Origin of the sequence: Prevotella sp. SGI.167 (assembly GCF_050313615.1) — a bacterium.
GTDB lineage: Bacteria > Bacteroidota > Bacteroidia > Bacteroidales > Bacteroidaceae > Prevotella.
In genome coordinates this window covers 16,648-42,566 of the sequence record NZ_JBNPLT010000014.1, presented here as the reverse complement: position 1 = coordinate 42,566, position 25,919 = coordinate 16,648, and the positions used below count along the sequence as shown (strand labels likewise).

Here is a 25,919-nt window from a genome sequence, read left to right as displayed (position 1 = left end):
ATAACAACCAAGCATCAATCTTATGAAAGAAATCGCATTTGATTCATTGCTGCTGATAGCTGCTGACGATGTTAGTCAGCAAGCTATCAATCAGCTTCGCTCAGATGGAATATATTCCATCGAGAACCGTTCTTGCACACTTATCAATATGGTAGTGGTATCTACTGCCGAAGGAGCAGAACATGTTCATCAGGTATTGGAGAACCACGAACGTGCCAGAAAGAATGTAGTCGTAAAAATGACTCCGGAACTAAGCATCAAGGATGAATCTGATATCGACTCTATCTTGTCTTTTCAGCAAAATCCAGGCTGTAATCCATACATGGAGTTGAAGCACTTCTTGCAGATGTATAAGGAGAATGTGGAGATTCATGGTATGGTAGGCTTTGATTTCAGAAGTTTCTCTGATATCATCAGAGGAAAGAATGTGGTATCTGTCTATTCGTATGAATATCAAGACGACATAGCTGAGGCTATCAGCCATCTAAAGCCAGTCAATCTAAAAGACAATGGCAAATATCTTCTGTCGTTTACAGTAGGTAAGTATGATGAGAAGACTCTATCCAAGCATTTGGCTTCTCTCAATGAATACATGGATGCTTTCCCCGAAGAGAGCAGCCTCTACTGGACATACAGAGTAGCAACTTCGCAAAAAGTAACTTTGTTTGCTTCTATATCTTCAGAGCAATAAAAGGAAACGTTGATGAAGGAAGAATTCCCTCCGTAAGTATATTAGCTTCATCAAGCATCGAAAGTAGTTTCATCAGACACCGAAACTACTTTCGATGTCTGATGAAGCTAACTTCGTTTTTGGGCTTCTTTTCCTGATAATTTTTAGAATAAGCTTGGCTAATTCAGATTTTCTTCGTAACTTAGCAGCGCAAAACGTAAAGCATGTAGGAATATGGCAAAAATAGTAAATAAATATCCTGTAGGAATTCAGACATTTGAAAAAATCCGCGAGAATGGCTATCTCTATATAGATAAGACCAAATATATCGTGGATTTCAGGGAAAAGCAGATGTCGTATGTCTTTCTGAGTCGTCCAAGACGATTCGGTAAGTCGCTCTTTGCCTCTACCCTCCAGGCTTATTTTGCGGGAAGAAAGGAACTTTTCGAGGGATTGGCCATTGCTGATTACGAGAAAGATTGGGTGAAGCATCCTGTGCTCCACTTCGACCTGAGCGGTGCCAAGCATTTTGATGAGGAAGGCTTGAAGCATTATCTCGACTTGCAGCTGAAACCATACGAGAAGCTCTATGGCAGGGATGATGATGAATTGTATCCAAACGACCGATTGGATGGAATCGTAAAGCGAGCTTACGAACAGACGGGCGAAAAGGTGGTTGTCATTATTGATGAATATGATGCCCCATTGCTGGATGTTGTGCATGAGAGGGATGTACTCAAGCAGTTGCGTCTCATTATGCAGAACTTCTACAGTCCTCTGAAAAAGCTCGACCCATATCTGGAGTTTACCTTCATTACGGGTATTACTAAGTTCTCTCAGCTCAGTATCTTCAGCGAACTCAACAACCTCGATAATATCAGCATGTTCGACCAGTATTCGGCTATCTGTGGTATCAGTAAGGCTGAACTTTGTACGCAGATGAAACCGGATATAGAGGCTCTTGGTGAAGCTCTTGGCATGACGTACGAGGAATGTCTGGCTGAGTTGACAAGATACTATGACGGCTATCATTTCAGTGAGAAATCAGAGGATGTCTTTAATCCGTTCAGTTTGGTAAAGGCCTTGAACGCCCAAAAAATTGCCCCTTACTGGTTTGGTTCTGGAACGCCAACTTATCTTATCAAAACGTTGCAGAAGTACCATGTCAGCGTGATGGATATAGAGAAAAAGTCATGTGATATAGATGACTTTGATGTTTCGCCCGAACTGGTGACCTCTGCACTTCCGCTGCTCTATCAGAGCGGTTACCTCACCATCAAGAAGTATAATCCGATATTGCATCGTTATACGCTGGAATATCCTAACAAGGAGGTTAAGACGGGGATGCTCAAGAGTCTTGCGCCCAACTATCTTTCACCAATATCTTTGGATAATAATAGTCTGGTAGGTGATTTCCTGGAAAAGCTCTATGATGCTGATGTTGAGGGAGCGATGGTGCGCCTGAAGGCCTATCTTGCCAGTATCTCCAACCGCTTGAGTAATAAGAACGAACGGGATTTCCAGACGGTGTTCTATCTGATCTTCAACCTGATGGGTGCCTACATGAGGGTAGAGGAGAACAGTGCGATAGGCAGGGCTGATGCCGTGGTGTATATGTCTGATGCCGTGTTTGTTTTTGAACTGAAGTATGATGGTTCTGCTGAAGAAGCTATCAGACAGATTGATGAAAAGGGATATCTGATTCCATATTCTGCAGATGGTAAGCGCCTGTTTAAAATAGGTGTAAATTTCGATAGTAGTCAGCGTACGATTGGTGATTGGATAATCAGGGAAGAATAAGAAATATTACGAAAAGATAATCCGAAACAGAAGCGTTATCAGCTATCTGTTTCGGATTTTTTTGTATAGTTTCCTTACTCCTTTATTTCTTTCATGTTTGCAGGATTATAGGGAGTCAGCTGCTGCATCTCCTGCTCTGTTGCTTCAGGCAAGGAAGGTATCTTGTTTCTGATGCAGAAATCGGTAATGGCGGCAGCTGATTCTTTGGGAGTAGAAGAATCCGGTTTGATGGATTGCTTCTTTTCTACATACTCCTTTTCCGTGATATATAGCTCGGTAATCACATGGATAAGTTGCTGCTGCTTGTCTTTCTTGTGAGAGAAAAGATAGCTGTTGTCAGATTTTTGGAAGAGCAGGTCCTTGAAGGAATAGTAATCTTCAGGACTTATCTGATAGGTTTCCACCACATGGTCGTAGATATCTGTCTGGGTATAACCGAAAAGCTGGTGCGTCAGATTCTTGTAGGTAGGAAGCTGGTTGATTTCTATCTGACAGATATTCCGGCTGCTGTCCGTTTGAATACTGCCTATTGTCTGCTGATTGAGCAGGACGAGTTGAGAGCCCAGTGAATCTTTCAACTGATATTTCTTTCGATATTGCTCAATAAGTGTCTTCTCTTCCGGCCAAGGTCGGAAGGTTCCTTTGTCGCTGACCATGAATGCTCGCTTTTTGTCTTCGGAAACGAGTCGGCTGTTGTGAAGATTTCTTTTGGAATAGGCATTGAGATCCGTCTTTCCATTCTTCAGGTTGATGTAATACTCCACGATGCCGTCGTTGAAGTATTTCATCACAGAGTCGTTGGTCTGGTAACTGCGATAATATCCCTTGAGTCTGATGAAGTGAGGACGATTCCCTGTTACGTTCACATCCTCCAGTTTCTGTATTTTTGTGATATGTCCAGGAATCTTCTCTTCCTTGTTCTGCGCCATGAGACTGGTAGGAAGGAAGAGGAGAAGCACAAACAGATATTTCAAATAATGATGATGTTTCATATTGATGATGCTTTAAAAAACTACTTAATGATGTGCAAAAGTAAGAATAATCAGTTAGATGCGCAAAGAAAATCAGTTATTATTAGGTTAAAACTGTAAGTAAGTAAGCGATTTCATACAATTATAATAAGGAATCGTGTGGTTATTGCTTTTCTTTTTGTATCTTTGCAACCGTTTGGCAATTGTGGGTACCAAATCATACATAAAGGAAAGAATATCTAATAATAAATAAAAAGTAATGACTACACTTACAATTTCTATTATTGTCGTTTTCGTGCTCGGCTATGCACTCATAGCCACCGAAAGCTTGACTAAGGTAAACAAGGCAGCAATTGCCCTGTTGATGTTGGTAGGTTGTTGGACCCTCTACATGGTGGATCCAATGCAGTATCTCCAGTTGATGCACCCTGATTATACAGGCGGCGCTGCTGGAATGGTGGAGAAAGTGACCGGAATCATCCAGGAACATCTGGGCGATACCGCCACAACACTCTTCTTCCTGATGGGTGCAATGACCATCGTGGAAATAGTTGACCAGAACGGCGGATTCAACTGGGTTCGCAAGGTGATGAAGACTAAGTCGAAGCATGCGCTCCTCTGGCGTATCGCTGTCCTTACCTTCATCCTCTCGGCTATCCTCGACAATCTGACCACCAGTATTGTGATGATCATGATTCTCCGAAAGCTCGTCACCGACCACAAGGACCGCATGGTTTATGCATCCCTAGTCATCATCGCAGCCAATTCGGGTGGTGCCTTCTCACCAATCGGCGACGTTACCACCATCATGCTCTGGAACAAGGGATTGATTACTGCAGCCGGCGTTATCGCCGAAATCTTCATCCCGTCTGTGGTTTCCATGGTGATTCCTGCCCTCATCCTTCAAACCATGTTGAAGGGCGAACTCGTGATGCCTAAGGTTTCTGACCAGCAGAATGCATCGGTCAGCGATTTCACCGAAGGTCAGCGCAAGGCTGTGTTCTGGTTGGGAGTAGGCGGTTTGATCTTCGTTCCTATCTTCAAGAGTATCACCCACTTGCCTCCATTCGTAGGAATCCTCCTGGTATTGGGCGTTCTCTGGACAGCTACCGAAGTTTTCTATCGCGGTTTGCATCGTGGAGCTGATGCTGAGGGTACTCAGAAGCGAGTAACCAAGTTGCTTTCTCGTGTTGATATGAGTACCATCCTCTTCTTCCTCGGTATCCTGATGGCAGTATCCTGCCTGGCTGAGATTGGCGTGTTGACTGCTTTGGGTCAGGGCTTGAACGTCGTATTCGATGGCAACCATTACCTCGTAACTGGTATCATCGGTGTGCTTTCAAGTATTGTTGACAATGTGCCTCTGGTAGCCGGATGTATGGGAATGTATCCTGTGGCAGCCGCTGGTGATATGGCTGTGGATGGTGTCTTCTGGCAGTTGCTGGCCTACTGTGCCGGTGTAGGAGGTTCAATGCTGATTATCGGTAGTGCCGCTGGTGTGGTAGTAATGGGCTTGGAGAAGATTACCTTCGGCTGGTATATGAAGCACATCTCCTGGATTGCTTTCGTAGGTTACATCGCAGGTATCGTTTGCTACTGGTTCATCCGCACCTTCCTTTATGCTATCTAAAGGACAGAACTTTCGTATATGGGGAAGTTAAGGGAAGTTAGGAAGTTAGGGAGAAGTTAGAGGGACAAATGTTCTAAGTTTTACGCTAGAAGACTATTGTCTCTTAACTTCCCGAACGACCGTAGGGAGTGATAACTTCTTTAACTCCTTTAACTTCTGAACTTGCTTATAAGGTAGGCTTTCTCTTTTACGTGAAAAAAAATCGAGAAAAAGTCTCAAAGTCTCATTTTCTATTGAAAATACCGGCTTAAAGACTTGATAGATAATAAGATAAAAAGAATGAGACTTCTCGGTTTTGGTGCCGGGAAGTCTCATTAAAGTCTCATAGAAGTCTCATTGTTTCACTTTTTTCTTTACAAGATACTTCATACCATCTGCAAATCTCTTATGTTTTAACTCACTCATATTCGCCAGTTTTCTGCCGAATCCCATCAGGCTGTTTACCTTGAGCGATGAACCTATCTGCTTTTTCAGATAGTTGAAAATCTCGGCAGCAGTCAGATATTCACCCTCTTTCTCTATGTAGTCTATGTAGTCAACTAAATATAGACCGCTTAACGGGCTGTGACAGACCTCCTTATGTTCATTATTCCTAGTCCTACTTGTCAGTTTTTTACCTTATTCCTAGTTTGTATTGACATACTTTATAAACTGTAAAAGTAGACACTCTCCATTTTATAGAACTGAAATACTAGACACTTCTAGAAAGGTTAGATTTTAGTGAAGTCAATCTCATCAGAGAAGTGCTCGAATTCAACATCTTTATATCCGTATCTGGCGAAAAGTTGTTTGATATATGCCTGTTGTTCCGGCAGGAGTTTCAGTTGTCCCAGTTTCTAACGGTAGTATTGTCCTTTGCTGCCGAGGTAGTCTCTCATTTCGGCGCGCAGTGCAGGAGCGTCTTTCACTTTCATTTCGGCAAAGAGTTTGTCGAATCCCCATGCCATTTTCACGACACGCAGCGGAGCGAAGTACTTGCATTCTCTGTTTTTCAGGGCATTTGGGAAAATGGCATCCCCTCTATCAGTCTTCTCGTTTTTGTAGAGACCGGATAGATAGTGAATACATTTGTCTTTCATCGGACATGGTTCGGTGAAACAATAGGTGATGAGGCTAGGAACGTTTCCGTATTCGAAAGCCTTTTTCAGTAATTCCTTTTCATCCATGTTTCTTAAGCATTAAGAATAAAACATTCTGTTTTACTAAACGAAAAAGCATCCTGTTTATTGCCTTGCAAATGCTATTATTATCACTTCATAAAGCATTTTTTTCGATGCAAGCAAGAAATCATGATACTTCTCGCTAATTTATGATACTTCTCTCTTCATTTTTAGAGAAGTCTCATTCTGTAAAAACCATCTGAATGTTAGATATATAACATTAGGTTTTATATAAATAATGAGACTTTGATACTTTTTTCGAGAAAAATATTCATACGTATGCGCGTAGCGAATCCTTACTGATCCAAGTTTAGTCAGCTCAGCATAGAGGATTGGGTGATAGGATAAATGATATCTTATCTTTTACTGTATCTGAAGGTGCATCTAGGGCTACGGTATCATGAAGATGACAGAGTAGTTACTTTTTTAATTTATAATAGAAAATATAGCTTAATTTTGCGAGTAAAACAAAAGTTTTGAATAAATTATTTGGTAGATACACTTAAAAAGTGTATCTTTGCTTTTATATTTGAATGAAACTACAATATGGATTCGATAAGAATATTTGGATATAAGTCTTTTAAAAAGTTATCAGTTCAACTGCATCCTATCAATCTCTTGATTGGTGCCAATGGAGCTGGTAAGAGTAACTTCTTATCTCTTTTCGAAATGTTAGGAAACATCTATGAGAAGAGATTAGGGGCGTATGTCGCTCAAGTTGGTGGAGTAGATAAATTACTCTATCAAGGCAGAAAAGTTACCGATCGTATAGCTGTAAACTTGCTAATAGCTAAGAGTGAATATGACTTGGTGTTATTGGAATCTGATGGTAAACTCATCGTAGAAAGAGAAGTTGTTGGTTGTTATGATGATGTTTGTCCTTTAGATTTAGTGAGGAAAAATGTTATAACGGAGTATCAAAGCGAGTCGAGTTTAAAAGACCATAAAGAGGAAGATTTATCTAATTATATCTCCCAAATCCGCAAGTTTCACTTCCACGATACAGGTCGCCGTTCTCCATTTACGGCTGATAGCCATATCGTGAACGATGCTTATCGTATGTATGAACATGGTGAAAATCTGGCGGCTATCCTCTATCGTATTCAGCGAGAGAAGCCGATGGCTTATCGTCGCATTATCCGTGTCATTCAGAGTGTGGCTCCCTATTTCTCGGACTTCTATTTCCAACCAACCGAAGCCGATATGGTGCGCTTGCAATGGCAGGATAAGTATAGCTCTATGATTTACGGACCGACCGACTTGTCGGATGGAACCATTCGCTTTATTGCCTTGACCGTGCTCTTTATGCAGCCATGGTTACCACGAGTTATCATCATTGATGAGCCAGAGCTTGGTTTGCATCCTGTGGCTATCGAAAAACTTTCGGGTTTGATTAAGATGGCGGCACAAAAGGGCACGCAAGTTATCGTTGCAACTCAGAGTGCTGAACTAATCAGTAACTTTGAGCCAGAGGATGTCTTGACTGTTAATCAGAACGAAGATGGTACAACTATCAATCGGCTGAATAGCGAAGAGTTGGCACATTGGCTTGAGGATTATACACTTGGTGATTTGTGGAAACAAAATATTATGAAAGGAGGTCAGCCACGATGAAACGACTAATCATAGTGTGTGAAGGTCCTACGGAACAAGAGTTTTGTACAGAAGTGCTTGGAGTGGAGTTTGCTAAGCATGATATTTATGTGGAAGCTCCTGTCATCAAGCACTCGCATGGTGGTATAGTGCCTTGGGCTACCATCAAAAAGCAAATCTTGAATCATCTCCAAGAAGGCGATGTCTATGTCAGTATGTTAGTGGATTACTATGGCATCAAAGACCAGTTCGGGTTTCCTGGATGGGAAGAATCTAAGGAAATAGTGGATAAGACGGAGCGTATTCATTTCTTGATAGATAGAATGGCGAATGATATTCCTGAGCAATATCGCTTCCGCTTCATTCCATACATACAACTTCATGAGTTTGAGGGATTGCTGTTTAGTGATGTGAGTGCATTCTTGAACAGTTTTGAGGAGAGTGAGTTTGATTATGCAGAGTTGCAGGCCACGGCAGAGGCTTTCCAATCACCAGAGCTTATCAACAATAGTCCTGAGACAGCTCCGTCCAAACGATTGATTGCTGCTATTCCTGATTATAATAAGGTAGTTGTTGGCATTTGTGTTGCTATGGACATTGGCTTAGAGAAGATTCGGGAGGAATGCCCTTTGTTCAATGAATGGGTAGAGCGATTGATGAAGTGATACTTGACGAGTTTTACTGGGGCTATTAAGCAAGAATCCTGCTGGCTGTGATGCCGGCAGGATTCACTTTTCATAAACTGAACCTAAAGTTCGACCTTGTATTTTCTAACTATGCAACTTCTCATGAAACCTGAATAAGTCTAATTACCTTTAAAAACTAAATCTACTATATGAATAACGCTGCAAAATGAACTGTTCTTTATCTTTTACTCTGCATTTGTCTGCTGCTCAGTCTCTGTAGCCTCCTGCAGCTGCGTTGTCTCCTGCTGTGTTGAATCCTCAGTGGTAGCCTGTGGCTGGATAGGAGTGCCAACTTCTGTTGTATCTGAAGGAGCATCCGGAGCCACGGTATCAACTGGTGCTACCTCTGCGTTACCTACCATTCTGCTTGATGCAAAAACGTTGCTTACTGAAACCATTACCATAGCTGCGATAGCTGCAAACATAAACTTCTTCATAATCTTATCTTTTTTTAATTGTTACTATATTAATGTTACTTACTTATTTCCTTTTTTGTGGATTCATTATCGAACCCACTATTCATAGTCACAATCAGCGTGCCAAAAAGAAGATGAAAAATGACATGAGTTGACTATCAGATGTTTATGCTTTGTGTGCCAAAAGTAGATGGTGTGGAAAATGAGGAAAGTATGTGGAAACATTCCCCAAAATCTAAAGTTGCTAGCCAAGTAAGACTTCTTCTTCTTCCCAATTGTGTCCCCTCACACAACTTTTTTCGAAACTTTATTGCTAAAAATTTTGTAGATTCGATAATAATTGTTACTTTTGCGGAGTCATATCCTTACTGGAAGCTCCAACTGGGCGAAGGTGGGATGGACATATATACATAAAGGCGTAACTGTACGCTTTGGTTTTGACGCTATTAGAACTTCGCAACTTCCAAATGTCTGTCAAGAACAAAGCAACGGGGACGCCCCTTGGGGTGTATCATATATACAGCCCTTATTGGCTCATAGCACTTAGCAATGAGTTGATAGGTGGTACTATATACTTACATCGGCGTGGGGCTTCCAGCGTTGTTCGTTTCGACAGACAGGGCAATGCGAAGGCCTTAATAGCGTGGAACGAGCAGCAGACTGGCTCCGCGCTTCTTTGTATATATACCTTAATAATAATTTGGCAGGTTGGGAGCCTCTGTCATTAAATAGGAAAGGCATGAGGCAGTCTGAACGTGCAAGTATAATGAGAATAGTTTCTGATTTGATAGAGGCTGATGGTATCATTGATGCAAGAGAGATTATCTTTCTTGATTCTTTGCGTGAGAAATATGGAATCAAGAAGGAAGATGAAGTGGCTGCTGCCTCCTATACTTTTGCGGCGGCTTTGAACGAACTTCTTTTGGCTGATGATAGTCTTAAGCATGATTTGATTGGTGATTTCAATCAAACGGCAATGTCTGACAATTATTGTGCAAGGGAAGAGGCTTTGCTGATTCTAGCTTTACGTTGTTGTATGACTATCAATATGGGAAGTTCGGTAACTGTACTTTCCATTGATACATCTGAAATAAAATTTGAAGATACTCAAATTCTCTATGTTGAAAGTGAATTTGATAAGAAAATCAATGAGCAAATCCAAAATAGTTACCGGGAGATCTGTTCGGAGATACGATTAGCGGGTTTTGATTTTGTCTATTTGCCAAAAATAGCGGAACATTATCAAAGTATTTCTGAAACGGATTTGTATCAGATTGCTGATTTCTTATATCCTAAGGTAAGCTATGAACGACTGCAAGTTATTATTAAGCAGTTGCGTAGCTTGTCAACAGAACGTTTTTGTAAAGACCTATTGGCTGCGAAATTGAATGTGAAAGAGTTTGGACTAGTAAATCCTTCTTTCATGATAAAGATTGGGGAATCTTTTGTTAATGATAGAATGGTGTCGAATTTCTTGCTTGTAGAAATAGAGGATGATGCTCTTGGTACAATTCGTAAGATATTGGATTTGTTGGCTGAGAACTATCATAATTTAAGACTGAATTATTTGCAAGAAGAAACTGGCCGTTTTATTTTCCGTGGCTTTTATAAGCAGATCTTTGATATTCTAATGCTTCGTAAGGGTGTGAAGAGTTCTGTTGTCATTGATACTTTAAAAGAGCAAATTTATTTTCCTGAGGCAGATGTCAAGTTGGAGAAAATCCACAGAAGGGAAAAGGCATTATATGCTTTGTTTTTGTTGGAGTCTATGAGTGGAGGTATCAACTTTAATAAGCCTGTAACTGCCAAACAACTTGAAAGATATCAAAAAAGAATGGCTGCTATTATGAAGAAATATCAAATCATCTATAAGAAGTTTGGCGGTGAGGCTGATAAAGCTCCTAATATCTTGGATTATGCAACTCGTGCGCCAATGATTGCATTATTGAAAAAACAGATATTGAAATTGAATGATGTTTTGTTCCATGCAGAAGACTATATAATACAGCGTAATATGTATGGTAACTATGGAGTCAGAATCTCGGCAGATTTGATGACTTATCAGGATGGTATAGATGAGGGAATAAAACCTTTATTAGATTCTGACGAATGGCAGAAAATTTCAGCCTTGTAAGGTTGCAACCTATTTGTTAGACATTTTACTCTTGTTGACTTGCAACGTTTGCATATATAATAAGGTGTGGAGAAAAATGATTAGCTTTGCACCATCAAACAGATAATAATAACAATTTAAATATTTGAGAATATGATCAATCTTGAAAAAGGACAGCGCATTAGTATGGATAAGGGGCTGTCATTAGTAGGTGTAGGACTCGGTTGGGATCCAAATGAGGGTTCTGGTTATGATTTCGACTTGGATGCTTCTGCATTCATGTTGGGTGAGAATGGTCAGATTCCACAACAGGAATTCTTTGTATTCTATGGAAATCAGAAAGCTCCAGATGGCTCTGTGGAATCTACAGGCGATGATCTGACTGGTGGAAATAGTGATGGTGGTGATGATGAAACCCTGAATGTTGACTTGACAAAGGTTAGTCAAAACATTAAAGAGATAATCTTTACTGCAACTATTTATAAAGCTGATGAACGTCGCCAGAATTTTGGTCAAGTACGAAATTCTTATATTCGTATCTATGATGCAAAGACAAATACAGAGATAGCTCGTTATGATTTGGATGAGGACTTTTCTATAGAGACAGCTGTAGAGTTTGGTCGTCTGTATCGTCATAATGGAGAATGGAAGTTTGAGGCTATTGGTAATGGTAATAAAGGTGGTCTGCAGGCTCTCGTAAACAAATATGCTAAACAATTTGCATAATCGCTTATGGCTATTAATTTGATTAAAGGTCAACGAGTTGAAATCGAATCTGGTTTGACTCGTTTGAAGGTAGAGATGGGATGGAAGGTGAATCCAAATGCAGACCCTGCATATGATTTGGATGCATCTACTTTCCTGTTGGGTAGCAATGGGCAGATAGAAAATGAATATGATTTCGTATTCTATGGTTCACCAAATACTATAGAAGTAAATGGGGAAGTACGTCCGTGTTCTGTGGATAAAAGTGTCCTTGGCTCCGTTGACGATTTAGGTGATGATGACGATGATACTGGTGAGGGAAATGAGGAAATAGAAGTGGATTTGACAAAAACTTCGGCTAAGGTGCAAGAAATCCTTTTTACAGCAAGTATCTATTGGAGTCCATCAGATGCAAATGACCCTGTGAATGCTCCACGAATGAAGTATAATTTTGGTCAGGTCCGTGATGCATATATTCAGATAAAAAATGCAATAAATGGAGAGGTTATTTGCCGTTATGATTTGGATGAAGACTTCTCTACCGATAAAGGTGTTGAATTTGGTCGTTTATATCGTCGTGGTTCTGAATGGAAATTCCAGGCAGTAGGTGAGGCTCATAAAGATGGACTAGAACCTATTTGCAGAAAGTATGCTTCTAAATTTATGTAATTATGGCAATCATTCTAGAAAAGAGCGGTGATACTCATCGCATTAATTTGGAAAAGCCTACAGCGGGCAAGCCTTTTGCAGATGAGATAGTTATCAATCTTGACTGGAGTAAAGGGGGATTTTTCAATAATCTCTTTGGCAATGCCATTGATCTGGATTTAGGCTGTTATTATGAGTTGCGTAATGGTAAGAAGATGCTGATAGATGGTTTGCAATTCTCTCATGGTAGAGGAGGCGACCGTCATCATGTGACTCGACAAGGCTGCTATGATATGGTTCCTTATATATGGCATCAAGGCGATGACCGTGGAGGTGGTGCTTCTTCTGGAGAAATCATTCTTGTGAATCCTGTAGGTATCAATGAAATTAAGCGTATTATAGTTTATACCTTTATTTATGAAGGTGTAGCTAAATGGTCGGAAACGAATGCTGTTGTAAAAGTCAAAGTTCCAGGCAATCAAGATGTCATCGTGAAAATGGGGCAACAGTACAGTGACAAAAAGTTCTGTGCAATAGCCCAGCTAGATTTTGCTGGTGATAATTCTATTACCGTGAAGAAACTGGTAACATTTCATGATGGACATCGTGATTGTGACAAACAATATGGATGGGGATTCAATTATAGTCCTGGCAGTAAAGATTAATTATTTAAACTTGAGAATTATGGCAATAAAACTTGAAAAAGGACAACGCATTAATCTTGAAAAAGAGACTGGTGCGAAATTGACCAACTTTTGTGTTGGTTGTAACTGGGGAGCTATCATTAAGAAAACTTTCTTTGGTTTGTCAACATCTGTTGTAGATGTTGATTTGGATCTTAGTTGTATGATGTTTGATGCTAATGGTAATGTGGTTGACCATATTTGGTCTCCTTTATATCAATTCAATGGCAAACTACCTCAAGGCAAGTTGGATTCAAATGATCGTGCTCTTCATCATACAGGGGATGACCTAACAGGTGATCAAAATGGAGATGATGGTCTTGATAATGAAATTATTACTGTTGATTTGAATCGTGTCAGCTATAACGTGAATTCTATCGTGTTCTTTTTGAACATATATAATAACAATGAATATAGTGGTGATTTCTCAGGAATCCCATATGCTTCAATTCGTATGTTTGAGGGTACACCTGAAAGACCACCTAAGCAAGTGTTTGCTCAATATAATGTAGCGACTAAGACAGAATGTGTAGGTAAGCGTGCCCTTGTAATGGGTAAGTTGTACCGACGCAATGGTGAATGGAAATTTGCAGCAATCGGTGATGCGTTTGAAGATAGAACTATCGGACAAACCATTGTTCGTGTGGCAAGAGATTATTCAAAATAAGAGGACTATGGATGTAAAAAAGAAAGTACTGTTGGCTATCATCGCATACAGTCTCTTCCCTAATGCGTCTCTTTCTTGTATTGCATTAACTTCAGATATAAATCAATCAAAAGTAACATCTCAAAAGGTTAAGACGCATCTAAAGCGTAACCAAAATAGTTCAAATGAAGTTGGTGTTATAATTAAAGATGGAAAAGAGTACGTTATTGTAGGAGAATCTAAGGGATCAACCTCCAAGAGAGTTCCATCCAAAAAACTTGTAAAATTGGCAAAATGGCCAGAATTTCCAGGTGGTACTGAAGGTCTAATTTCTTATCTTCAGAGTAATGTAATTTATCCGTTTGATGCGATAAAAGAAAAAATAGAGGGCAGGGTAATAGTTTTATTTACTGTTGAACCAGACGGGACATTGAAGAATATTCAAGTAGAAACTCCTGTGTCACCTCTATTGGATGAAGAGGCAGTAAGAGTTGTAAAGAGTATGCCTAAATGGATACCAGCTTTAACGACTGAAGGGAAAACTGCAAGAGTAAAATATAGTATTCCTATAGTATTTAAATTATAAATGACATGAGAAGATTACCAGTATATCTACTCCTTGACACATCGGGTTCTATGTATGGTGAACCCATTGAGGCAGTGAAGAATGGCGTTCAAACGCTTATCTCCACATTGAGAAGTGATCCTTATGCGCTAGAGACTGCGTACATCAGTATTATCACTTTTAATACAACTGCTCAGCAGGTGTCGCCATTAACAGAATTGGCTGCATTCCAACAGCCGGGCATTGATGCTGGCGGTTGTACTGCCTTAGGTGGTGCGTTGGAACTACTATCGCAGAAGATAGATAGTGAGATTACAAAGACCACAGCTGAGGTAAAGGGAGATTGGCGACCATTGGTTTTCATTATGACAGATGGTGAACCGACCGACTCTATTACAAAGGGACTTGAGGAATTCAAGAAGCGTAAGTGTGGTATGGTTGTAGCTTGTGCTGCTGGTCAAGGTGCTAATACCAATACGTTGAAGCAAATCACAGAAAATGTGGTTCAGCTAGATACTGCCGATAGTGCGACTATCAAGGCTTTCTTCAAATGGGTCTCAGCTTCAATCAGTACAAGTAGTAAATCTGTTGAGGATACTGCTTGCGAAGCTACAACAATGAGTGAGTTGCCACCTCCACCACCAGAGGTTAATATCGTAGTATAAATTTTATTAAGGATGGTGCTCTTTAGTAAGAGCATCATCTATAATTTAATCTTTAAACAAATTATGAGTAGAAGATTACCTGTTTATATATTGATAGATACTTCTGGTTCCATGAAAGGTGAACCTATAGAGTCTGTGAAGGTGGGACTGTCGGATATGATAGCATCTTTGCGATTGGATCCATACGCTTTGGAAACGGCTTGTATCAGTATTATAACATACGATAAGGATGTCAAGCAAATTCTTCCTTTGACTGAATTGGAAAACCTTCAGTTGCCAGAGATTGCTTGTCCTGAAGCTGGACCGACTCACATGGGAGCTGCTTTGGAATTGTTGTGTCAACGATATGATGCAGAGGTGAATATGGGATCTAAAGAGCAAAAAGGCGATTGGATGCCATTATTGTTTATCTTGACAGATGGAAAACCTTCGGATTTGTTGGCATACGATAATGTGATACCAAAGGTCAAAGCACATCAGTTCACAAATATTGTGGCTTGTGCTGCAGGACCTAAGGCAAAAACAGAACCTTTGAAGAAGCTTACTAACAATGTCTTTACACTTGACACAATGGATAGTAATACATTCAAGAAGTTCTTCCAATGGGTATCAATCAATATCATAGGAGGTGGTAAGACGATGGGAGTTACAGACCAGGTAGAACTGCCTGCACCTCCAACAGAAGTAAACTTAGTGGTGTAAAGTGATATGAATTGCAAGATAGTAGGATATGAGTATAAGACTCTTGAAGTGACATTGTCACCAGGAGAATCGTTTTATGCAGAGCGTGGAAGTATTGTCTATGTTGATGAGGCTTTGCAACGTGATGTGGAGTTTAATGGAAGTGGCTCTAGCAATGGTGGATTAGGTAGCCTCTTGGGAGGTGTCTTGAAATCTGCGTTGTCAGGTGAATCTATTTTGATAATCCGTTTCTATAATCATACAAATACGGAGAGAAAAATGGTACTTTCTGGTAGTTGTTGTGCTCTCGTTCCTATTAGATTGCAAGGAGAAAACTTAATCTGTCGTCGTGGACATTATGTTGCATCCACGAATAAGATAAACTTGAACCTTAATATAAGCCTTCAAGGATTAGTGGGTGGAGTAGGGCTTTTCCAAAAGATAGATGGTAATGCTACTGTTTTTCTTGATTCCCTTGGTTCCCCAATAGAAAAGATTCTGGGCAATGGTGAAACGATAGAAATTGATGAAAATCATATCGTAGCTTTCAAAGGTTTCTCTCCTTCACAGATTCAGGCAGGTTGGTCTGTTGGTAATGTATTGAGAGGAGAAGGATTGAGTTTGATGAAAGTTACGGGACCAGGTAAGGTTTATCTGAGCCCTCTTCCAATATTAATTCATTCTACAAAATGAACAAGGGTATAACAATATTAATAGATAGTTCTGGGTCAATGGATGGTGAACCTTTATGTAGGGCTCATCAAATGGTGTGTGACATAATATTTGCATATCATAATTTAATGCAAAAATCTCTATGGGTATGCAAAGATTGGATTCACATGATTCTATATAATTCAAATCTTAATGAGGTTATATCTCACCATGAATTGGCATATATTAGAAAAGAAAAACCAAGAGGAATTGATTTGACAATGGGGATGATACAGCCTCCTTTTTTTGAGTTTCGTGGACATGGACCAAAGTGCTTAGGTAAAGCAATAGAGTATGTGGTAAATGGTTATCATGGTGATATATTACTAATAATCACAAAGGGAACCCCTTCTGATGTCTTTTGTTTTAATAGTTTAATTGGAAAAAGTCAAATCGCATATAAAAAAATATTAGTTTTACATGGTAATTTTGCTAAAAAGGTAGCATATGAAAAATTAACAAAAAATATTTATCCTTGGGATAGTTTTGATAGTGTTGAAATAGTGAAAAATATGTTTGATATGGACAATACTCTCAAAAGAAAAGTATTGGAAAATCCACCAAGAATTATAGAATTAACAATTTAATAACGATAAAACAATGAGAAGATTACCTATATATTTCCTCGTTGACGTATCAGAGTCAATGGTAGGAGAGCCAATCCAGCAAGTGCAGGATGGTATGAGAATGATAGTTCAAGAATTGCGTACCGATCCGTATGCTCTTGAAACAGCATATATATCAGTGATAGCTTTTGCTGGTAAAGCAAAAAGTGTAACGCCTTTGACGGAATTGTATAAATTCTATCCTCCAACGTTTCCTATTGGTGGAGGTACGTCTTTAGGTGCTGCTCTTAACTTTTTGATGGATGATATGGACAAGTCGTTAGTGAAGACAACCTTGGAGAAAAAAGGTGATTGGAAACCTATCATTTTCCTCTTTACAGATGGAACTCCTACAGATGATCCAACTCCTGCTTTTACTCGTTGGAATCAGAAGTATCGTCATTCAGCTAATATTGTAGCAATATCTATCGGTGATAATGCGAATACGCAGTTGCTGGGACAAATATCAGATAATGTACTTCGTTTGAATAATACTGATGAAATTTCGTTCAAGTCATTCTTCAAATGGGTTACAGCTTCCATCAAGGCAACAAGCGTTTCTGTGACGGATATGGGTGATGATGAAGTAAAGTTGGCACCTACATCTGGTATAAATCTTGAAAAGGTAGATACTTCTAAGCCTTGTATCATAGATGAGAATTTTGTAGTGTTGGTAGGCAAATGCTCCAATACCAAGAAAACTTATCTCGTAAAATATGCAAAACGAATGGCAGAGTACAAGGACATGGATTACGGAAACCTTGGCTTATTGAAGAATGAGTTTAAGTTGGTTGGTGCTTATCCTATAGATGAAGAAACATATAATAGCTTGTCTGATGGAAATTCTAACCAGAATATCAATACTACTGCTTTGCGTGGTGTACCAACCTGTCCTTGTTGTGGCGCACAATTAGGTGTAGTGGTCTGTGAATGTGGTAATATTATGTGTTCAGACGGAAATACGACAGCTTGCCCTTGGTGTGGTATGGAAGGCTCTTTGGGTGAGATTGCTGCAGGTGGAGCTGATATAACAAGAGGAAGAGGATAAAGCTATGAATGTAGAAAAGATAATAGATATAGTTTGTCAAGGGAAAAACGACGAGAAGGTGGAAGACTTCTTGAAGTTCCTTTCAGACAAATTGTGGAATCAATATAAAGAACATCTGATGGACAATATTTTAGTTGCAGAAAATAAAGTAAAGTCTTTAGCATTTTCGATACCGAATGCTAAAGAAGGAAAGGAATATTCACAGACAGTGAACGTTCCTGATGAAAATATGGTGCTTGTTGAAGTAAGCGGCATATCAGAAGAAATGCATGGCTTGACAATAACTGTGGCAGAGGATGGACATAGTTTTACAATTAGTGGTTTGCCAACTTTGGAGCCATTGCGTAATGGTGGTACAACAACGGCAGAATCAACATTTGAACTGACGCTATGCTATAAATATAAAGGTATATTTTTGCCAGAAGATAGACCTGTCTTGGAGCGTAAGATACCTTTTGTTATCAATCAAGACCCACGAAAATTGTGGAAAGATTTACCTGTGGATTGGGAGAATATGCCTGAACCACAGTATCAGAATGAAGATGTACAATGTGAATATGTGAAGGTTGAGGCTCTGGATAACAGTGCTCCTCAAAAGGATATTGTAGCTGCCAGTAAGCGTGGCCGTTCGCATGCCCAAGAAGCAAAACCTCGTGATGACCATTTCAAAATGGCTCATCTTGAAAATGGATGGTATATTATGGCTGTTGCTGATGGAGCTGGTTCTGCTACCTTCTCTCGTGAAGGTAGTAGAATAGCTTGTGAAACGGCAGTCGATTATTGCAAGGAGCAATTGTTGGATAGTAAGAAATTTGAAGAAGAGATAGATACATATGACCAGTTTAAGGAAGACAGCGAAAGTGAGGCTCGTAAAATGGTTGGGGATTATATCTACAAGATTGTTGGTGCGGCTGCCTTTCGTGCTCAAAAAGCAATTTATGCTGAGGCTGCTGCACATAATCAACCAACAAAGATTTATGCTACGACTTTATTGTTGACGATTTGCAAGAAGTTTAGTTATGGTTGGTTTGTTGCATCTTTTTGGGTTGGCGATGGTGCAATATGTCTCTATGACAAAGAGATGCATACCGTAAAATTACTAGGTGTACCTGATGAGGGAGAGTTTGCGGGTCAGACTCGATTCTTGACAATGCCAGAAATATTCAAGGATGCGACAGCTTTATACCAGCGTCTTCGCTTTTATATAGTCCCAGATTTTACCGCTTTGTTCTTAATGACTGATGGTGTGAGTGACCCAAAGTTTGAAACAGACGCAAACTTGAATAATCCTGATAAATGGGATGCACTTTGGAATGATTTAAAGGAAAAAGGGGTGGATTTGTCTGATGATAATGAAGCAGCCAAAGAACAACTTCTTAACTGGCTAGACTTCTGGTCACCAGGTAACCATGATGATAGAACGATTGCAATATTGTATTAGAAAAGTATATTATGGCAAACAAAGTAATATTAAAGGCATCTGATGGCACAACCGTTGAGTTTTATGATGAAATCAAAGCTCAAGGTGGTGTCAAGGATGTTTATTTTTCAATAGACAAGACATACGTTGTCGCTTTTTATCGAAAGACTCTTTCACCAAGTGATAAAAATCGTTTGGAAAATATTGTAGGCCCTTACCATAAACGAATATTTGAGACTGTAGAGGGTAAATATTGGAAAGACTATTTAATTATGCCAGATCGACTTGTTGAATGGAATGGAAAGATCGGTGTGGTCTTACCCTTTTATCCAAGTAAGTATTTCTTTAAAGGTGGGCCCTTTGATGGTAAGGAAAAAGAAGGTAAATGGTTTGCATCTGCAAAATTGAGAAATCGTTTTGTCCCAGCAGACCAAAAGGGTACTTGGCTTTCTGATTTACACATGTGTTTAAAACTAGCTCGTGCTGTCAGAAGGTTGCATGCTGCCGGTCTTGCTCATTCTGATTTATCGTATAAAAATGTGCTTGTAGATCCTATTTCTGGTAATTCTTGTATTATTGATGCAGACGAATTGGTTGTTCCTGGAAAATATGATGCAGGAGTTTTAGGTACACCTGATTTTATAGCACCTGAGGTTATGGAAACCAAAGGCTTGAAGATTGGCGATCCTAATAAAAAACTTCCGAGTATCGCAACAGACCGTCATGCTTTAGCTGTGCTCATATATATGTACTTGCTAAATCGTCATCCTCTGCGAGGTGGCAAAGTATGGGATATAGATCCTGCAAAAGATGAAGAGTTGTCGATGGGAGAAAAGGCTTTATTTATAGAGCATCCGACAGATAAGACAAATCGTGTAAAACCTCAAGATCTAGATAAGAGTCAGTTGCCACAAGGTGACCCTACAAAACTACCATATACAATTTGTGGTCCGTATTTGAAAAAGTTATTTGATAGAGCTTTTATAGATGGACTTCATAATCCTTCTGCTCGTCCAAGTGCTGCCGAATGGGAAGATGCTTTGGTTAAAACTTGTGATCTGGTTCAACCTTGTCAAAATCCGAAATGTGAGGCGCATTGGTATGTCTTTGACAATACTACCAAGCCAAGATGTCCTTTCTGTGGAACAGAATATAAAGGGCAATTGCCTATTCTCAATTTCTATTATGCTCCTTCTCACGGAAAGTATATGTCTGAGAATTACAGATTGATGGTGTATGATAAGCAGACTTTGTATAAGTGGCATTCTAATCGTCTTGTTTCTGCAAATGAGAAAACGACAGATGAGGATAAAAAACCTGTAGGTGATTTCCATTTCTTTAATAATCAATGGATTCTCATCAATCGCCGTTTGCCAGATATGTATGATGCGACGGATAAAAAGCCTATAGGTATCGGAGAATATGTGCCTTTGACAGATGGTAGGCAGATTTTGCTTGATAAAAGTCAAGGAGGTAGATTAATAGTTGTTCAACTTGTAAATAATTAAAATTATGGCTATAGAATTGAATAAAAATGAGAAAAATTTAAATCAGTATATAGATTATGTAAATAATCAAATCAATTATACTGGTGAAGAATTAAAGATAGATTTGGCTCAACGTGGTCTTTCTGAAGACGAAATAGATTATGTAATGGCTTTTTATAAACCACATATAAAACAAAAAATGTTTTCCCATCCTTTTTCTTTTCATGGACGAATAAGAAGATTGGAGTATGGATTGTCTGTTGTGTTGGTTTACATTTATAGTTTATTTATAGTATTTATATCAGAATTAATGGGTGAAGAATCTGCAACATTATTGAGCTTGATTCTTATAATACCATTATATTGGTTTATGTGGGCGCAAGGAGCAAAACGATGTCATGACAGAGGAAATTCAGGATGGTATCAGTTGATTCCATTTTATGGCTTATGGATGTTGTTTGGGGATGGTGACGAATGTGAGAATGATTATGGCTTTGACCCAAAAGGAAGAAATGTTTTTTCAGAAAATTAATTTTTGAGTGTAATGTCAAGAGGCAAAGGTTTAGTACAATTCATAGTTCATATGTCCCATTTGACACCTGTTGGATGGGGCTATTTCGGATGCTCTATTCTGTTATCTGGAGCTTTTTATTCTTCAAGTAAAAAGGTTCTGCCTTATTTAATAAAGGTACAGGCAAGGAAAAGTTATCCGGAATTTGAATGGATTATAATACCACAATATAGTATATCATTGTCATTATTGTCTTTTATTATAATGAATAGTTTTTTAGGCTATTTTTGCGAGTCAAACAATGTGGATGATGACATAGTATATTTTATAATGGTGGGTATAGTCTTTTTTCTATTTGTACTATTTCCGAAGCTTTTAAAAATATTTAGGCTCAAATGTTTTATGAAAAATAATGATAGCTATTTTATCTCAAGATTTTCGTTGCTTGGATTTTATAGACGTATAAATGTAGATAAAAGCAGCGTGGTAATAACGCCAGATGCAAAAGGAGAAATAGACGATGCTTTTATTACTTTTGTCTATAATGAGAGAAAAATGTGCAAGTTAGATAAAAAGTTTTATTCTGAAGCTGGGTGGAATCTCTTAAAAAGAGAATTAGCTGATTAATGAATAACAAGATGAACATATATATAATCCGAAATAATCAACGCTTTGGACCATACGATGAGCAAACTTTGCTCTCGTATGTTAATAATGGACAGGTGCTAAAGCAGGACAAGGCTATTGCTGATAGTGATAGCCTTGAACGGACAGTTGGCTTTTATTTGAAACGAGCTAACTTGAAGAGTCATGTCCAAAACGAAAGAAATGTATTAGCACAGTTGTCTGTAATAGGCTCCGAGTTGATATTTCCTAAAGCAAAATTGTTTTCTAAGCATTTTCTTTCAGATCAAAGGTTTCTGATATTGGCTTTAGTTGGATTATTGCCAATGGTAATTATGAATATACCATTAGGAGGATTCTTTATTTTCTATGAAGTGTCTTTGTACTTTTCAGTTATTTGGGGATTATTTTTTTATGCTTGTTTTAAAACGAACCAAGTAAAGTTGAAGACAACTTTGAATGTATTCTTTTTGACTCAACTTTGTGTGTTTGTTGCATGGGATTTGTTAGGTTTACCTAAAGTCAATCCTTTCTATGCTTTTACAGATGTGGCTTTCCCTTTAAACATACTTGGTTATGTCTTCGGGGTGGGACTTACGGAAGAATTAGGAAAGATGATACCGCTCCTTATTATATTAAGAAAAGCAAAGGAACCGTTAATACCTCAAACGATGGTGTTTTATGGCTTGATGGCAGGAATCTCTTTTGGGGTTTTTGAAGGAGTTCAATATCAGATTACGGTAAATGCTGAGCAGACGTATGATGTTTCGTTCTTCCTGAACATTGCAAGATTGACAAGTTTGCCGTTCCTTCATGCTTGTTGGTGCGGTATTGCAGGTTATTTCTTGTCGTTTGCTCATCTCTATCCAAAGTATAGGCGAGGCTTATATGTTCTTGCAATCAGTATTCCTGCTATAGTGCATGGATTGTATGATTCCTTGGCTAATTATAGGGTAGTTTCTCTTGTCATGGTATTCTTGGGGTTAATGCTTTTGATGGTATATCTCAAACAAAGCGTTGATTATCAGTCGAGATTGAGACAATGATTGATGTTTTATAACCTTGCAAGCAAATGTAAGTATCTTAGAGTGTATAGTGGGTGTAACGTTAGGGATTCTCGGTCTTGTTGAAAGAAAAGCAATACCTTTGCACCAGAAAATAAAAATAATAACAATTAAAAAATCAAGATTATGGGTATCTTTAATATCTTTAACAAGAAAAGTGACAACGAGAGCGCAGCTACCGTATCACTTCCAGTGGTAGAGCCTTCAGATGCAAAGGAAGAAGTTGCAAGTGTTACACCTGTCAAGGAAGAGACTTCGGCAGGAAACAAGCCTTTGATGGTTTCTTATGCTACAGGCTGGCCAATAGATGTTATCTATGGTTATCTTCATAAAAACTTTGAGGATAAGGGCTTTGCTGATGCAATGGTAAAAAGCGACTTAGCTTTTCGTGACTTGAATATGAGCCTTATTCGTAATAAGATACTCATGGTGTTTAGAGAAATCAATCTCAACTATGATGTGATGAAGCAAGACCTACAGGTTCGTATCGATACCTGTAATGCTGCAGGTTTGTTGACCACCGTTGCTGAAATCGAGAAGACAATGTCGTTGATAAATGCTCACAAAGAAGAGTTGAGAAAGTTGGAGGCTGATTTCAGAAACAATGCCAATGAAGCATCTATTCCATTGCAGTCGTATGATTGTGGCTTCTTGAGAGGTATTGCAACTATAGCAATGAGTGGCTCTAATGCCAAGGCAAAAATGCCTCAGATGCCAAACTGTAATGTTGGCGTAGCAAATCAAGCCATTGCTTCTTAAAATGTCGAACTATTAAAATGAATGCCTTATGAGTTGGTGGATTAAGTTTGGTTGTAAACTGACAGGTTGGAATGCAAATGTTTTGGGACAGTGTTCCGAGGCAAGTAAAAGTCAGCTGAGTAAATATACTTCTGCGTTACTTATTTTGATGATAGTGTGGAGCATCATTGGTTTCTGTTTCGCTCAAAGATATATCGGTCTTCCCATTTGGGGCTGTGCATTGGTGTCTTTGGTCTTTGTGACAATCATTGTAATGATAGAACGACAGATATTATTGGCAATACATCCAACAAAGATGTTAGCTACTTTCAGATTTGTGATAGCTATCGTCATGGCTGTAGTCGGTTCTACGATTTTTGACCAGACTATGTTTGGAAAAGACATAGACAAGCAAATGGCAGATACCATAGAGCAACAGACGGCTGACCTTACTCAAAAGAGAGTTGTAATTATCGAAAGCAAGTTAAATGCCATCCATACAGAGAAAGACTCTTTGGATAAGTTGAATACAGAAATGCAGGCGGATATAAATGCTCATCCTTGGATTCTTCAGAAGTCGGTGACGAATAGCCAAGAAAAGCTGGTCGTGAATGGAAAAATTAAAACGGTGAATAATCCTTCTGTGACAACCAATCAGGTTGCCAATCCAAAACGAGCTATTGTTATGGCTAACAATGAAAAAGTCAAGCAATTGGATTTGCAAGAAAGAGAATTGACACAGAAAAAGTTGACTATGGAAGAATATACTCGAAAGGAATGTCAGGCTAATGTGGGATTCTTGGAGGAATTGGAAGCGATGGTCTCTATCATAACAGCCCGAAAAGTTGCAGGTGCATTTTATGCAGTGTTCTTTGTATTGCTAATGAGCTTGGAACTCTTTGTCGTAGCAAGCAAAATGGGAGATAAAGAATGTGACTATGAAATGGCCATCGTAGGGGCAGAGAAAGTTAGAATGGCTCAATTTAATATGGCTTTCAACAGAGTGCAGACTAAAATAAATGTTTAATAAGTAAAAATAGAAATATGTATTTAAGAAAAATGACTTTGGGTTTGATATTGGTTTCTACTTTGTTTAGCTCTTGTGGCAATGTGACAAAACCAAATCCCAATAACCGTAATTATGAAGATGCTTATAGGTCTTCATCTACAGTAACATCTACAGTTGAGGATAATCCTTACATCGATAATCATTTGCAAACGGGTGCTGTACCTTATGATAATGCAAGTTTGTATGGTAGTTCCTCTACAATAACCGTTTCTACTTCTGTAAATTCTGAATGTGACGTGGTCGTAATCATTAAGCATAATGGGAATATTGTTCGAAATGCTTATATCTTAGCCGGAGATTCTTATGAGTTTTCTATTCCTAATGGGACTTATCAGGTGTTCTTTTATGGAGGAAGAGGTTGGAATCCAAATAAAAAAATGGCAGGAGGAAATACTGGTGGTTTTGTAGCTAATGAGTCTTTCTCTAAGGATTCGCAAGTTACTTTGGATTATCAAGGGCTTAACTATGAGTTGATACCTCAACAGAATGGTAACTTTAGTACGATGCAGAGTTGTGAAAATGAAGTTTTCTGATAAAAAAATAGAAACAAAATGGGTACAAATTACAATATAACTCCATCTCTTGTCAAGTTGGTAGTAAAAGTCGTTGGTGGCATAGTTGCTTTTTTTGTAGTAATGGCTTTTGTCCGTCCATGGTATAATGTTTGGTCACAAGAAATGGAAGGAAAGGCTGAGTTTGCCAAGGCAGAGCAAAATCGTAAGATTAAAATAGAAGAAGCTCGTGCTAATCTTGAAGCAGAAAAACTGAATGCTCAGGCAGAGATTGAAAGAGCTAAAGGTGCGGCTGAAGCAATTAAAATAGAAAATGGAAGCATAACCCCAACCTATATTCAGTATCTTTGGGTTCGTCAGCAGTCTGATTTGAGTGACAAGACAGTCATTTATATTCCGACAGAAAGTAACCTCCCTCTTTTGGAATCTACAAGAATGAATAGTTTGGGACAAGGTAATGCCGTGGGTAAATAAAATATAGTCTTTTATTTCGGAATA

At 38.9% G+C, this 25,919-nt stretch carries 29 protein-coding genes; 25 read left to right on the top strand and 4 right to left on the bottom strand.

The annotated features are described in order from the left end of the window. Nucleotides 1–22: 22 nt before the first annotated feature. Both ACQRBJ_RS08895 and ACQRBJ_RS08890 read left to right on the top strand, forming a co-directional pair. Nucleotides 23–691 carry a hypothetical protein gene (locus ACQRBJ_RS08895; RefSeq protein WP_445303385.1) on the top strand — a complete coding sequence of 223 codons (669 nt, stop codon included), beginning with the start codon at nt 23–25 and terminating at the stop codon, nt 689–691. Between the two features lie 213 nt (nt 692–904). Further along, the gene (locus tag ACQRBJ_RS08890) at nt 905–2,470 is read left to right on the top strand and encodes an AAA family ATPase (protein ID WP_445303384.1); all 1,566 of its coding nucleotides are present in this window, start codon (nt 905–907) and stop codon (nt 2,468–2,470) included. Nucleotides 2,471–2,544: 74 nt separating this feature from the next. Here ACQRBJ_RS08890 and ACQRBJ_RS08885 read toward each other — a convergent pair whose 3' ends face one another. Next, entirely contained in the window at nt 2,545–3,462 is a 918-nt protein-coding gene (locus tag ACQRBJ_RS08885) for a hypothetical protein (protein WP_445303383.1), read from the bottom strand. A 238-nt stretch (nt 3,463–3,700) separates the two neighbouring features. Here ACQRBJ_RS08885 and nhaD point away from each other — a divergent pair, with 238 nt between their 5' ends. After that, a complete protein-coding gene (nhaD, locus tag ACQRBJ_RS08880) occupies nt 3,701–5,071 on the top strand; it encodes a sodium:proton antiporter NhaD (protein WP_295347651.1) in 1,371 nt (456 codons plus the stop codon). A gap of 333 nt (nt 5,072–5,404) precedes the next feature. Here nhaD and ACQRBJ_RS08875 read toward each other — a convergent pair whose 3' ends face one another. Both ACQRBJ_RS08875 and ACQRBJ_RS08870 read right to left on the bottom strand, forming a co-directional pair. Then, a complete protein-coding gene (locus ACQRBJ_RS08875) occupies nt 5,405–5,593 on the bottom strand; it encodes a DUF3874 domain-containing protein (RefSeq protein WP_441932857.1) in 189 nt (62 codons plus the stop codon). A gap of 314 nt (nt 5,594–5,907) precedes the next feature. Next, nucleotides 5,908–6,237 (bottom strand): DUF6078 family protein, encoded by a 330-nt coding sequence (locus ACQRBJ_RS08870; RefSeq protein ID WP_441935436.1) that lies wholly within the window; start codon nt 6,235–6,237, stop codon nt 5,908–5,910. Nucleotides 6,238–6,777: 540 nt separating this feature from the next. Here ACQRBJ_RS08870 and ACQRBJ_RS08865 point away from each other — a divergent pair. Both ACQRBJ_RS08865 and ACQRBJ_RS08860 read left to right on the top strand, forming a co-directional pair. Beyond that, entirely contained in the window at nt 6,778–7,845 is a 1,068-nt protein-coding gene (locus tag ACQRBJ_RS08865) for an AAA family ATPase (RefSeq protein WP_445303382.1), read from the top strand. Continuing rightward, nucleotides 7,842–8,489, top strand: a complete 648-nt coding sequence (locus tag ACQRBJ_RS08860; RefSeq protein WP_445303381.1) for a DUF4276 family protein — start codon at nt 7,842–7,844, stop codon at nt 8,487–8,489. Before ACQRBJ_RS08865 ends, ACQRBJ_RS08860 begins: the two co-directional genes overlap by 4 nt. A 206-nt stretch (nt 8,490–8,695) precedes the next feature. Here the strand turns inward: ACQRBJ_RS08860 and ACQRBJ_RS08855 are convergent, their stop codons facing one another. Continuing rightward, nucleotides 8,696–8,947, bottom strand: coding sequence for a hypothetical protein (locus ACQRBJ_RS08855; RefSeq protein ID WP_441934459.1), 252 nt, complete (start codon nt 8,945–8,947; stop codon nt 8,696–8,698). A gap of 622 nt (nt 8,948–9,569) precedes the next feature. Here ACQRBJ_RS08855 and ACQRBJ_RS08850 point away from each other — a divergent pair. The 20 genes from ACQRBJ_RS08850 (at nt 9,570) to ACQRBJ_RS08755 (ending at nt 25,895) form a co-directional block, all read left to right on the top strand. Continuing rightward, complete coding sequence (locus ACQRBJ_RS08850) at nt 9,570–11,060, top strand: hypothetical protein (RefSeq protein WP_445303380.1); 1,491 nt, start codon at nt 9,570–9,572, stop codon at nt 11,058–11,060. Nucleotides 11,061–11,192: 132 nt separating this feature from the next. Continuing rightward, nucleotides 11,193–11,765 (top strand): TerD family protein, encoded by a 573-nt coding sequence (locus ACQRBJ_RS08845; protein ID WP_089543821.1) that lies wholly within the window; start codon nt 11,193–11,195, stop codon nt 11,763–11,765. A gap of 6 nt (nt 11,766–11,771) precedes the next feature. Then, nucleotides 11,772–12,413, top strand: a complete 642-nt coding sequence (locus ACQRBJ_RS08840) for a TerD family protein (RefSeq protein WP_089543820.1) — start codon at nt 11,772–11,774, stop codon at nt 12,411–12,413. 2 nt (nt 12,414–12,415) lie between these two features. After that, entirely contained in the window at nt 12,416–13,057 is a 642-nt protein-coding gene (locus ACQRBJ_RS08835) for a stress protein (protein ID WP_445303379.1), read from the top strand. A 19-nt stretch (nt 13,058–13,076) separates the two neighbouring features. Next, entirely contained in the window at nt 13,077–13,742 is a 666-nt protein-coding gene (locus ACQRBJ_RS08830; RefSeq protein ID WP_089543856.1) for a TerD family protein, read from the top strand. Nucleotides 13,743–13,749: 7 nt separating this feature from the next. Beyond that, nucleotides 13,750–14,307: an energy transducer TonB gene (locus tag ACQRBJ_RS08825; RefSeq protein ID WP_445303378.1), complete on the top strand. Its 558-nt coding sequence runs from the start codon at nt 13,750–13,752 to the stop codon at nt 14,305–14,307. 5 nt (nt 14,308–14,312) lie between these two features. After that, nucleotides 14,313–14,951, top strand: coding sequence for a vWA domain-containing protein (locus tag ACQRBJ_RS08820; RefSeq protein WP_445303377.1), 639 nt, complete (start codon nt 14,313–14,315; stop codon nt 14,949–14,951). Between the two features lie 63 nt (nt 14,952–15,014). Continuing rightward, a complete protein-coding gene (locus ACQRBJ_RS08815) occupies nt 15,015–15,653 on the top strand; it encodes a vWA domain-containing protein (protein WP_118191599.1) in 639 nt (212 codons plus the stop codon). 6 nt (nt 15,654–15,659) lie between these two features. Beyond that, nucleotides 15,660–16,325: an AIM24 family protein gene (locus ACQRBJ_RS08810; protein ID WP_445303376.1), complete on the top strand. Its 666-nt coding sequence runs from the start codon at nt 15,660–15,662 to the stop codon at nt 16,323–16,325. Continuing rightward, a complete protein-coding gene (locus ACQRBJ_RS08805; protein WP_445303375.1) occupies nt 16,322–16,930 on the top strand; it encodes a hypothetical protein in 609 nt (202 codons plus the stop codon). The genes ACQRBJ_RS08810 and ACQRBJ_RS08805 overlap by 4 nt, the downstream gene beginning before the upstream one ends. A 13-nt stretch (nt 16,931–16,943) precedes the next feature. Next, on the top strand, nt 16,944–17,996 hold the full coding sequence (locus ACQRBJ_RS08800; RefSeq protein ID WP_445303374.1) for a TerY-C metal binding domain-containing protein: 1,053 nt from the start codon (nt 16,944–16,946) through the stop codon (nt 17,994–17,996). A gap of 4 nt (nt 17,997–18,000) precedes the next feature. Next, nucleotides 18,001–19,437, top strand: a complete 1,437-nt coding sequence (locus tag ACQRBJ_RS08795) for a PP2C family serine/threonine-protein phosphatase (protein WP_445303373.1) — start codon at nt 18,001–18,003, stop codon at nt 19,435–19,437. An 11-nt stretch (nt 19,438–19,448) separates the two neighbouring features. Next, nucleotides 19,449–20,924, top strand: a complete 1,476-nt coding sequence (locus ACQRBJ_RS08790; protein WP_089543813.1) for a helix-hairpin-helix domain-containing protein — start codon at nt 19,449–19,451, stop codon at nt 20,922–20,924. Nucleotides 20,925–20,928: 4 nt separating this feature from the next. Next, complete coding sequence (locus tag ACQRBJ_RS08785; RefSeq protein WP_441202586.1) at nt 20,929–21,435, top strand: DUF805 domain-containing protein; 507 nt, start codon at nt 20,929–20,931, stop codon at nt 21,433–21,435. A 12-nt stretch (nt 21,436–21,447) separates the two neighbouring features. Continuing rightward, the gene (locus ACQRBJ_RS08780) at nt 21,448–22,041 is read left to right on the top strand and encodes a hypothetical protein (protein ID WP_441202585.1); all 594 of its coding nucleotides are present in this window, start codon (nt 21,448–21,450) and stop codon (nt 22,039–22,041) included. 11 nt (nt 22,042–22,052) lie between these two features. After that, nucleotides 22,053–23,084, top strand: coding sequence for a PrsW family glutamic-type intramembrane protease (locus ACQRBJ_RS08775; RefSeq protein ID WP_445303372.1), 1,032 nt, complete (start codon nt 22,053–22,055; stop codon nt 23,082–23,084). Between the two features lie 144 nt (nt 23,085–23,228). Next, nucleotides 23,229–23,861 (top strand): hypothetical protein, encoded by a 633-nt coding sequence (locus ACQRBJ_RS08770; protein WP_297136412.1) that lies wholly within the window; start codon nt 23,229–23,231, stop codon nt 23,859–23,861. A 28-nt stretch (nt 23,862–23,889) separates the two neighbouring features. Further along, on the top strand, nt 23,890–24,867 hold the full coding sequence (locus tag ACQRBJ_RS08765) for a DUF4407 domain-containing protein (RefSeq protein ID WP_445303371.1): 978 nt from the start codon (nt 23,890–23,892) through the stop codon (nt 24,865–24,867). A 17-nt stretch (nt 24,868–24,884) separates the two neighbouring features. Next, nucleotides 24,885–25,442, top strand: a complete 558-nt coding sequence (locus tag ACQRBJ_RS08760) for a hypothetical protein (protein ID WP_445303370.1) — start codon at nt 24,885–24,887, stop codon at nt 25,440–25,442. Nucleotides 25,443–25,460: 18 nt separating this feature from the next. Further along, nucleotides 25,461–25,895, top strand: coding sequence for a hypothetical protein (locus ACQRBJ_RS08755; protein WP_445303369.1), 435 nt, complete (start codon nt 25,461–25,463; stop codon nt 25,893–25,895). Nucleotides 25,896–25,919: the final 24 nt, after the last annotated feature.

Coding starts and splice junctions, on each gene's coding strand:
- ACQRBJ_RS08785 (WP_441202586.1), top strand. CDS start 20,929: ATGGCTATAGAATTGAATAAAAATGAGAAAAATTTAAATCAGTATATA.
- nhaD (WP_295347651.1), top strand. CDS start 3,701: ATGACTACACTTACAATTTCTATTATTGTCGTTTTCGTGCTCGGCTAT.
- ACQRBJ_RS08760 (WP_445303370.1), top strand. CDS start 24,885: ATGTATTTAAGAAAAATGACTTTGGGTTTGATATTGGTTTCTACTTTG.
- ACQRBJ_RS08770 (WP_297136412.1), top strand. CDS start 23,229: ATGGGTATCTTTAATATCTTTAACAAGAAAAGTGACAACGAGAGCGCA.
- ACQRBJ_RS08830 (WP_089543856.1), top strand. CDS start 13,077: ATGGCAATAAAACTTGAAAAAGGACAACGCATTAATCTTGAAAAAGAG.
- ACQRBJ_RS08845 (WP_089543821.1), top strand. CDS start 11,193: ATGATCAATCTTGAAAAAGGACAGCGCATTAGTATGGATAAGGGGCTG.
- ACQRBJ_RS08815 (WP_118191599.1), top strand. CDS start 15,015: ATGAGTAGAAGATTACCTGTTTATATATTGATAGATACTTCTGGTTCC.
- ACQRBJ_RS08805 (WP_445303375.1), top strand. CDS start 16,322: ATGAACAAGGGTATAACAATATTAATAGATAGTTCTGGGTCAATGGAT.
- ACQRBJ_RS08870 (WP_441935436.1), bottom strand. CDS start 6,237: ATGGATGAAAAGGAATTACTGAAAAAGGCTTTCGAATACGGAAACGTT.
- ACQRBJ_RS08775 (WP_445303372.1), top strand. CDS start 22,053: ATGAACATATATATAATCCGAAATAATCAACGCTTTGGACCATACGAT.
- ACQRBJ_RS08835 (WP_445303379.1), top strand. CDS start 12,416: ATGGCAATCATTCTAGAAAAGAGCGGTGATACTCATCGCATTAATTTG.
- ACQRBJ_RS08755 (WP_445303369.1), top strand. CDS start 25,461: ATGGGTACAAATTACAATATAACTCCATCTCTTGTCAAGTTGGTAGTA.
- ACQRBJ_RS08790 (WP_089543813.1), top strand. CDS start 19,449: ATGGCAAACAAAGTAATATTAAAGGCATCTGATGGCACAACCGTTGAG.
- ACQRBJ_RS08795 (WP_445303373.1), top strand. CDS start 18,001: ATGAATGTAGAAAAGATAATAGATATAGTTTGTCAAGGGAAAAACGAC.
- ACQRBJ_RS08810 (WP_445303376.1), top strand. CDS start 15,660: ATGAATTGCAAGATAGTAGGATATGAGTATAAGACTCTTGAAGTGACA.
- ACQRBJ_RS08765 (WP_445303371.1), top strand. CDS start 23,890: ATGAGTTGGTGGATTAAGTTTGGTTGTAAACTGACAGGTTGGAATGCA.
- ACQRBJ_RS08855 (WP_441934459.1), bottom strand. CDS start 8,947: ATGAAGAAGTTTATGTTTGCAGCTATCGCAGCTATGGTAATGGTTTCA.
- ACQRBJ_RS08840 (WP_089543820.1), top strand. CDS start 11,772: ATGGCTATTAATTTGATTAAAGGTCAACGAGTTGAAATCGAATCTGGT.
- ACQRBJ_RS08865 (WP_445303382.1), top strand. CDS start 6,778: ATGGATTCGATAAGAATATTTGGATATAAGTCTTTTAAAAAGTTATCA.
- ACQRBJ_RS08825 (WP_445303378.1), top strand. CDS start 13,750: ATGGATGTAAAAAAGAAAGTACTGTTGGCTATCATCGCATACAGTCTC.
- ACQRBJ_RS08885 (WP_445303383.1), bottom strand. CDS start 3,462: ATGAAACATCATCATTATTTGAAATATCTGTTTGTGCTTCTCCTCTTC.
- ACQRBJ_RS08780 (WP_441202585.1), top strand. CDS start 21,448: ATGTCAAGAGGCAAAGGTTTAGTACAATTCATAGTTCATATGTCCCAT.
- ACQRBJ_RS08860 (WP_445303381.1), top strand. CDS start 7,842: ATGAAACGACTAATCATAGTGTGTGAAGGTCCTACGGAACAAGAGTTT.
- ACQRBJ_RS08800 (WP_445303374.1), top strand. CDS start 16,944: ATGAGAAGATTACCTATATATTTCCTCGTTGACGTATCAGAGTCAATG.
- ACQRBJ_RS08820 (WP_445303377.1), top strand. CDS start 14,313: ATGAGAAGATTACCAGTATATCTACTCCTTGACACATCGGGTTCTATG.
- ACQRBJ_RS08890 (WP_445303384.1), top strand. CDS start 905: ATGGCAAAAATAGTAAATAAATATCCTGTAGGAATTCAGACATTTGAA.
- ACQRBJ_RS08895 (WP_445303385.1), top strand. CDS start 23: ATGAAAGAAATCGCATTTGATTCATTGCTGCTGATAGCTGCTGACGAT.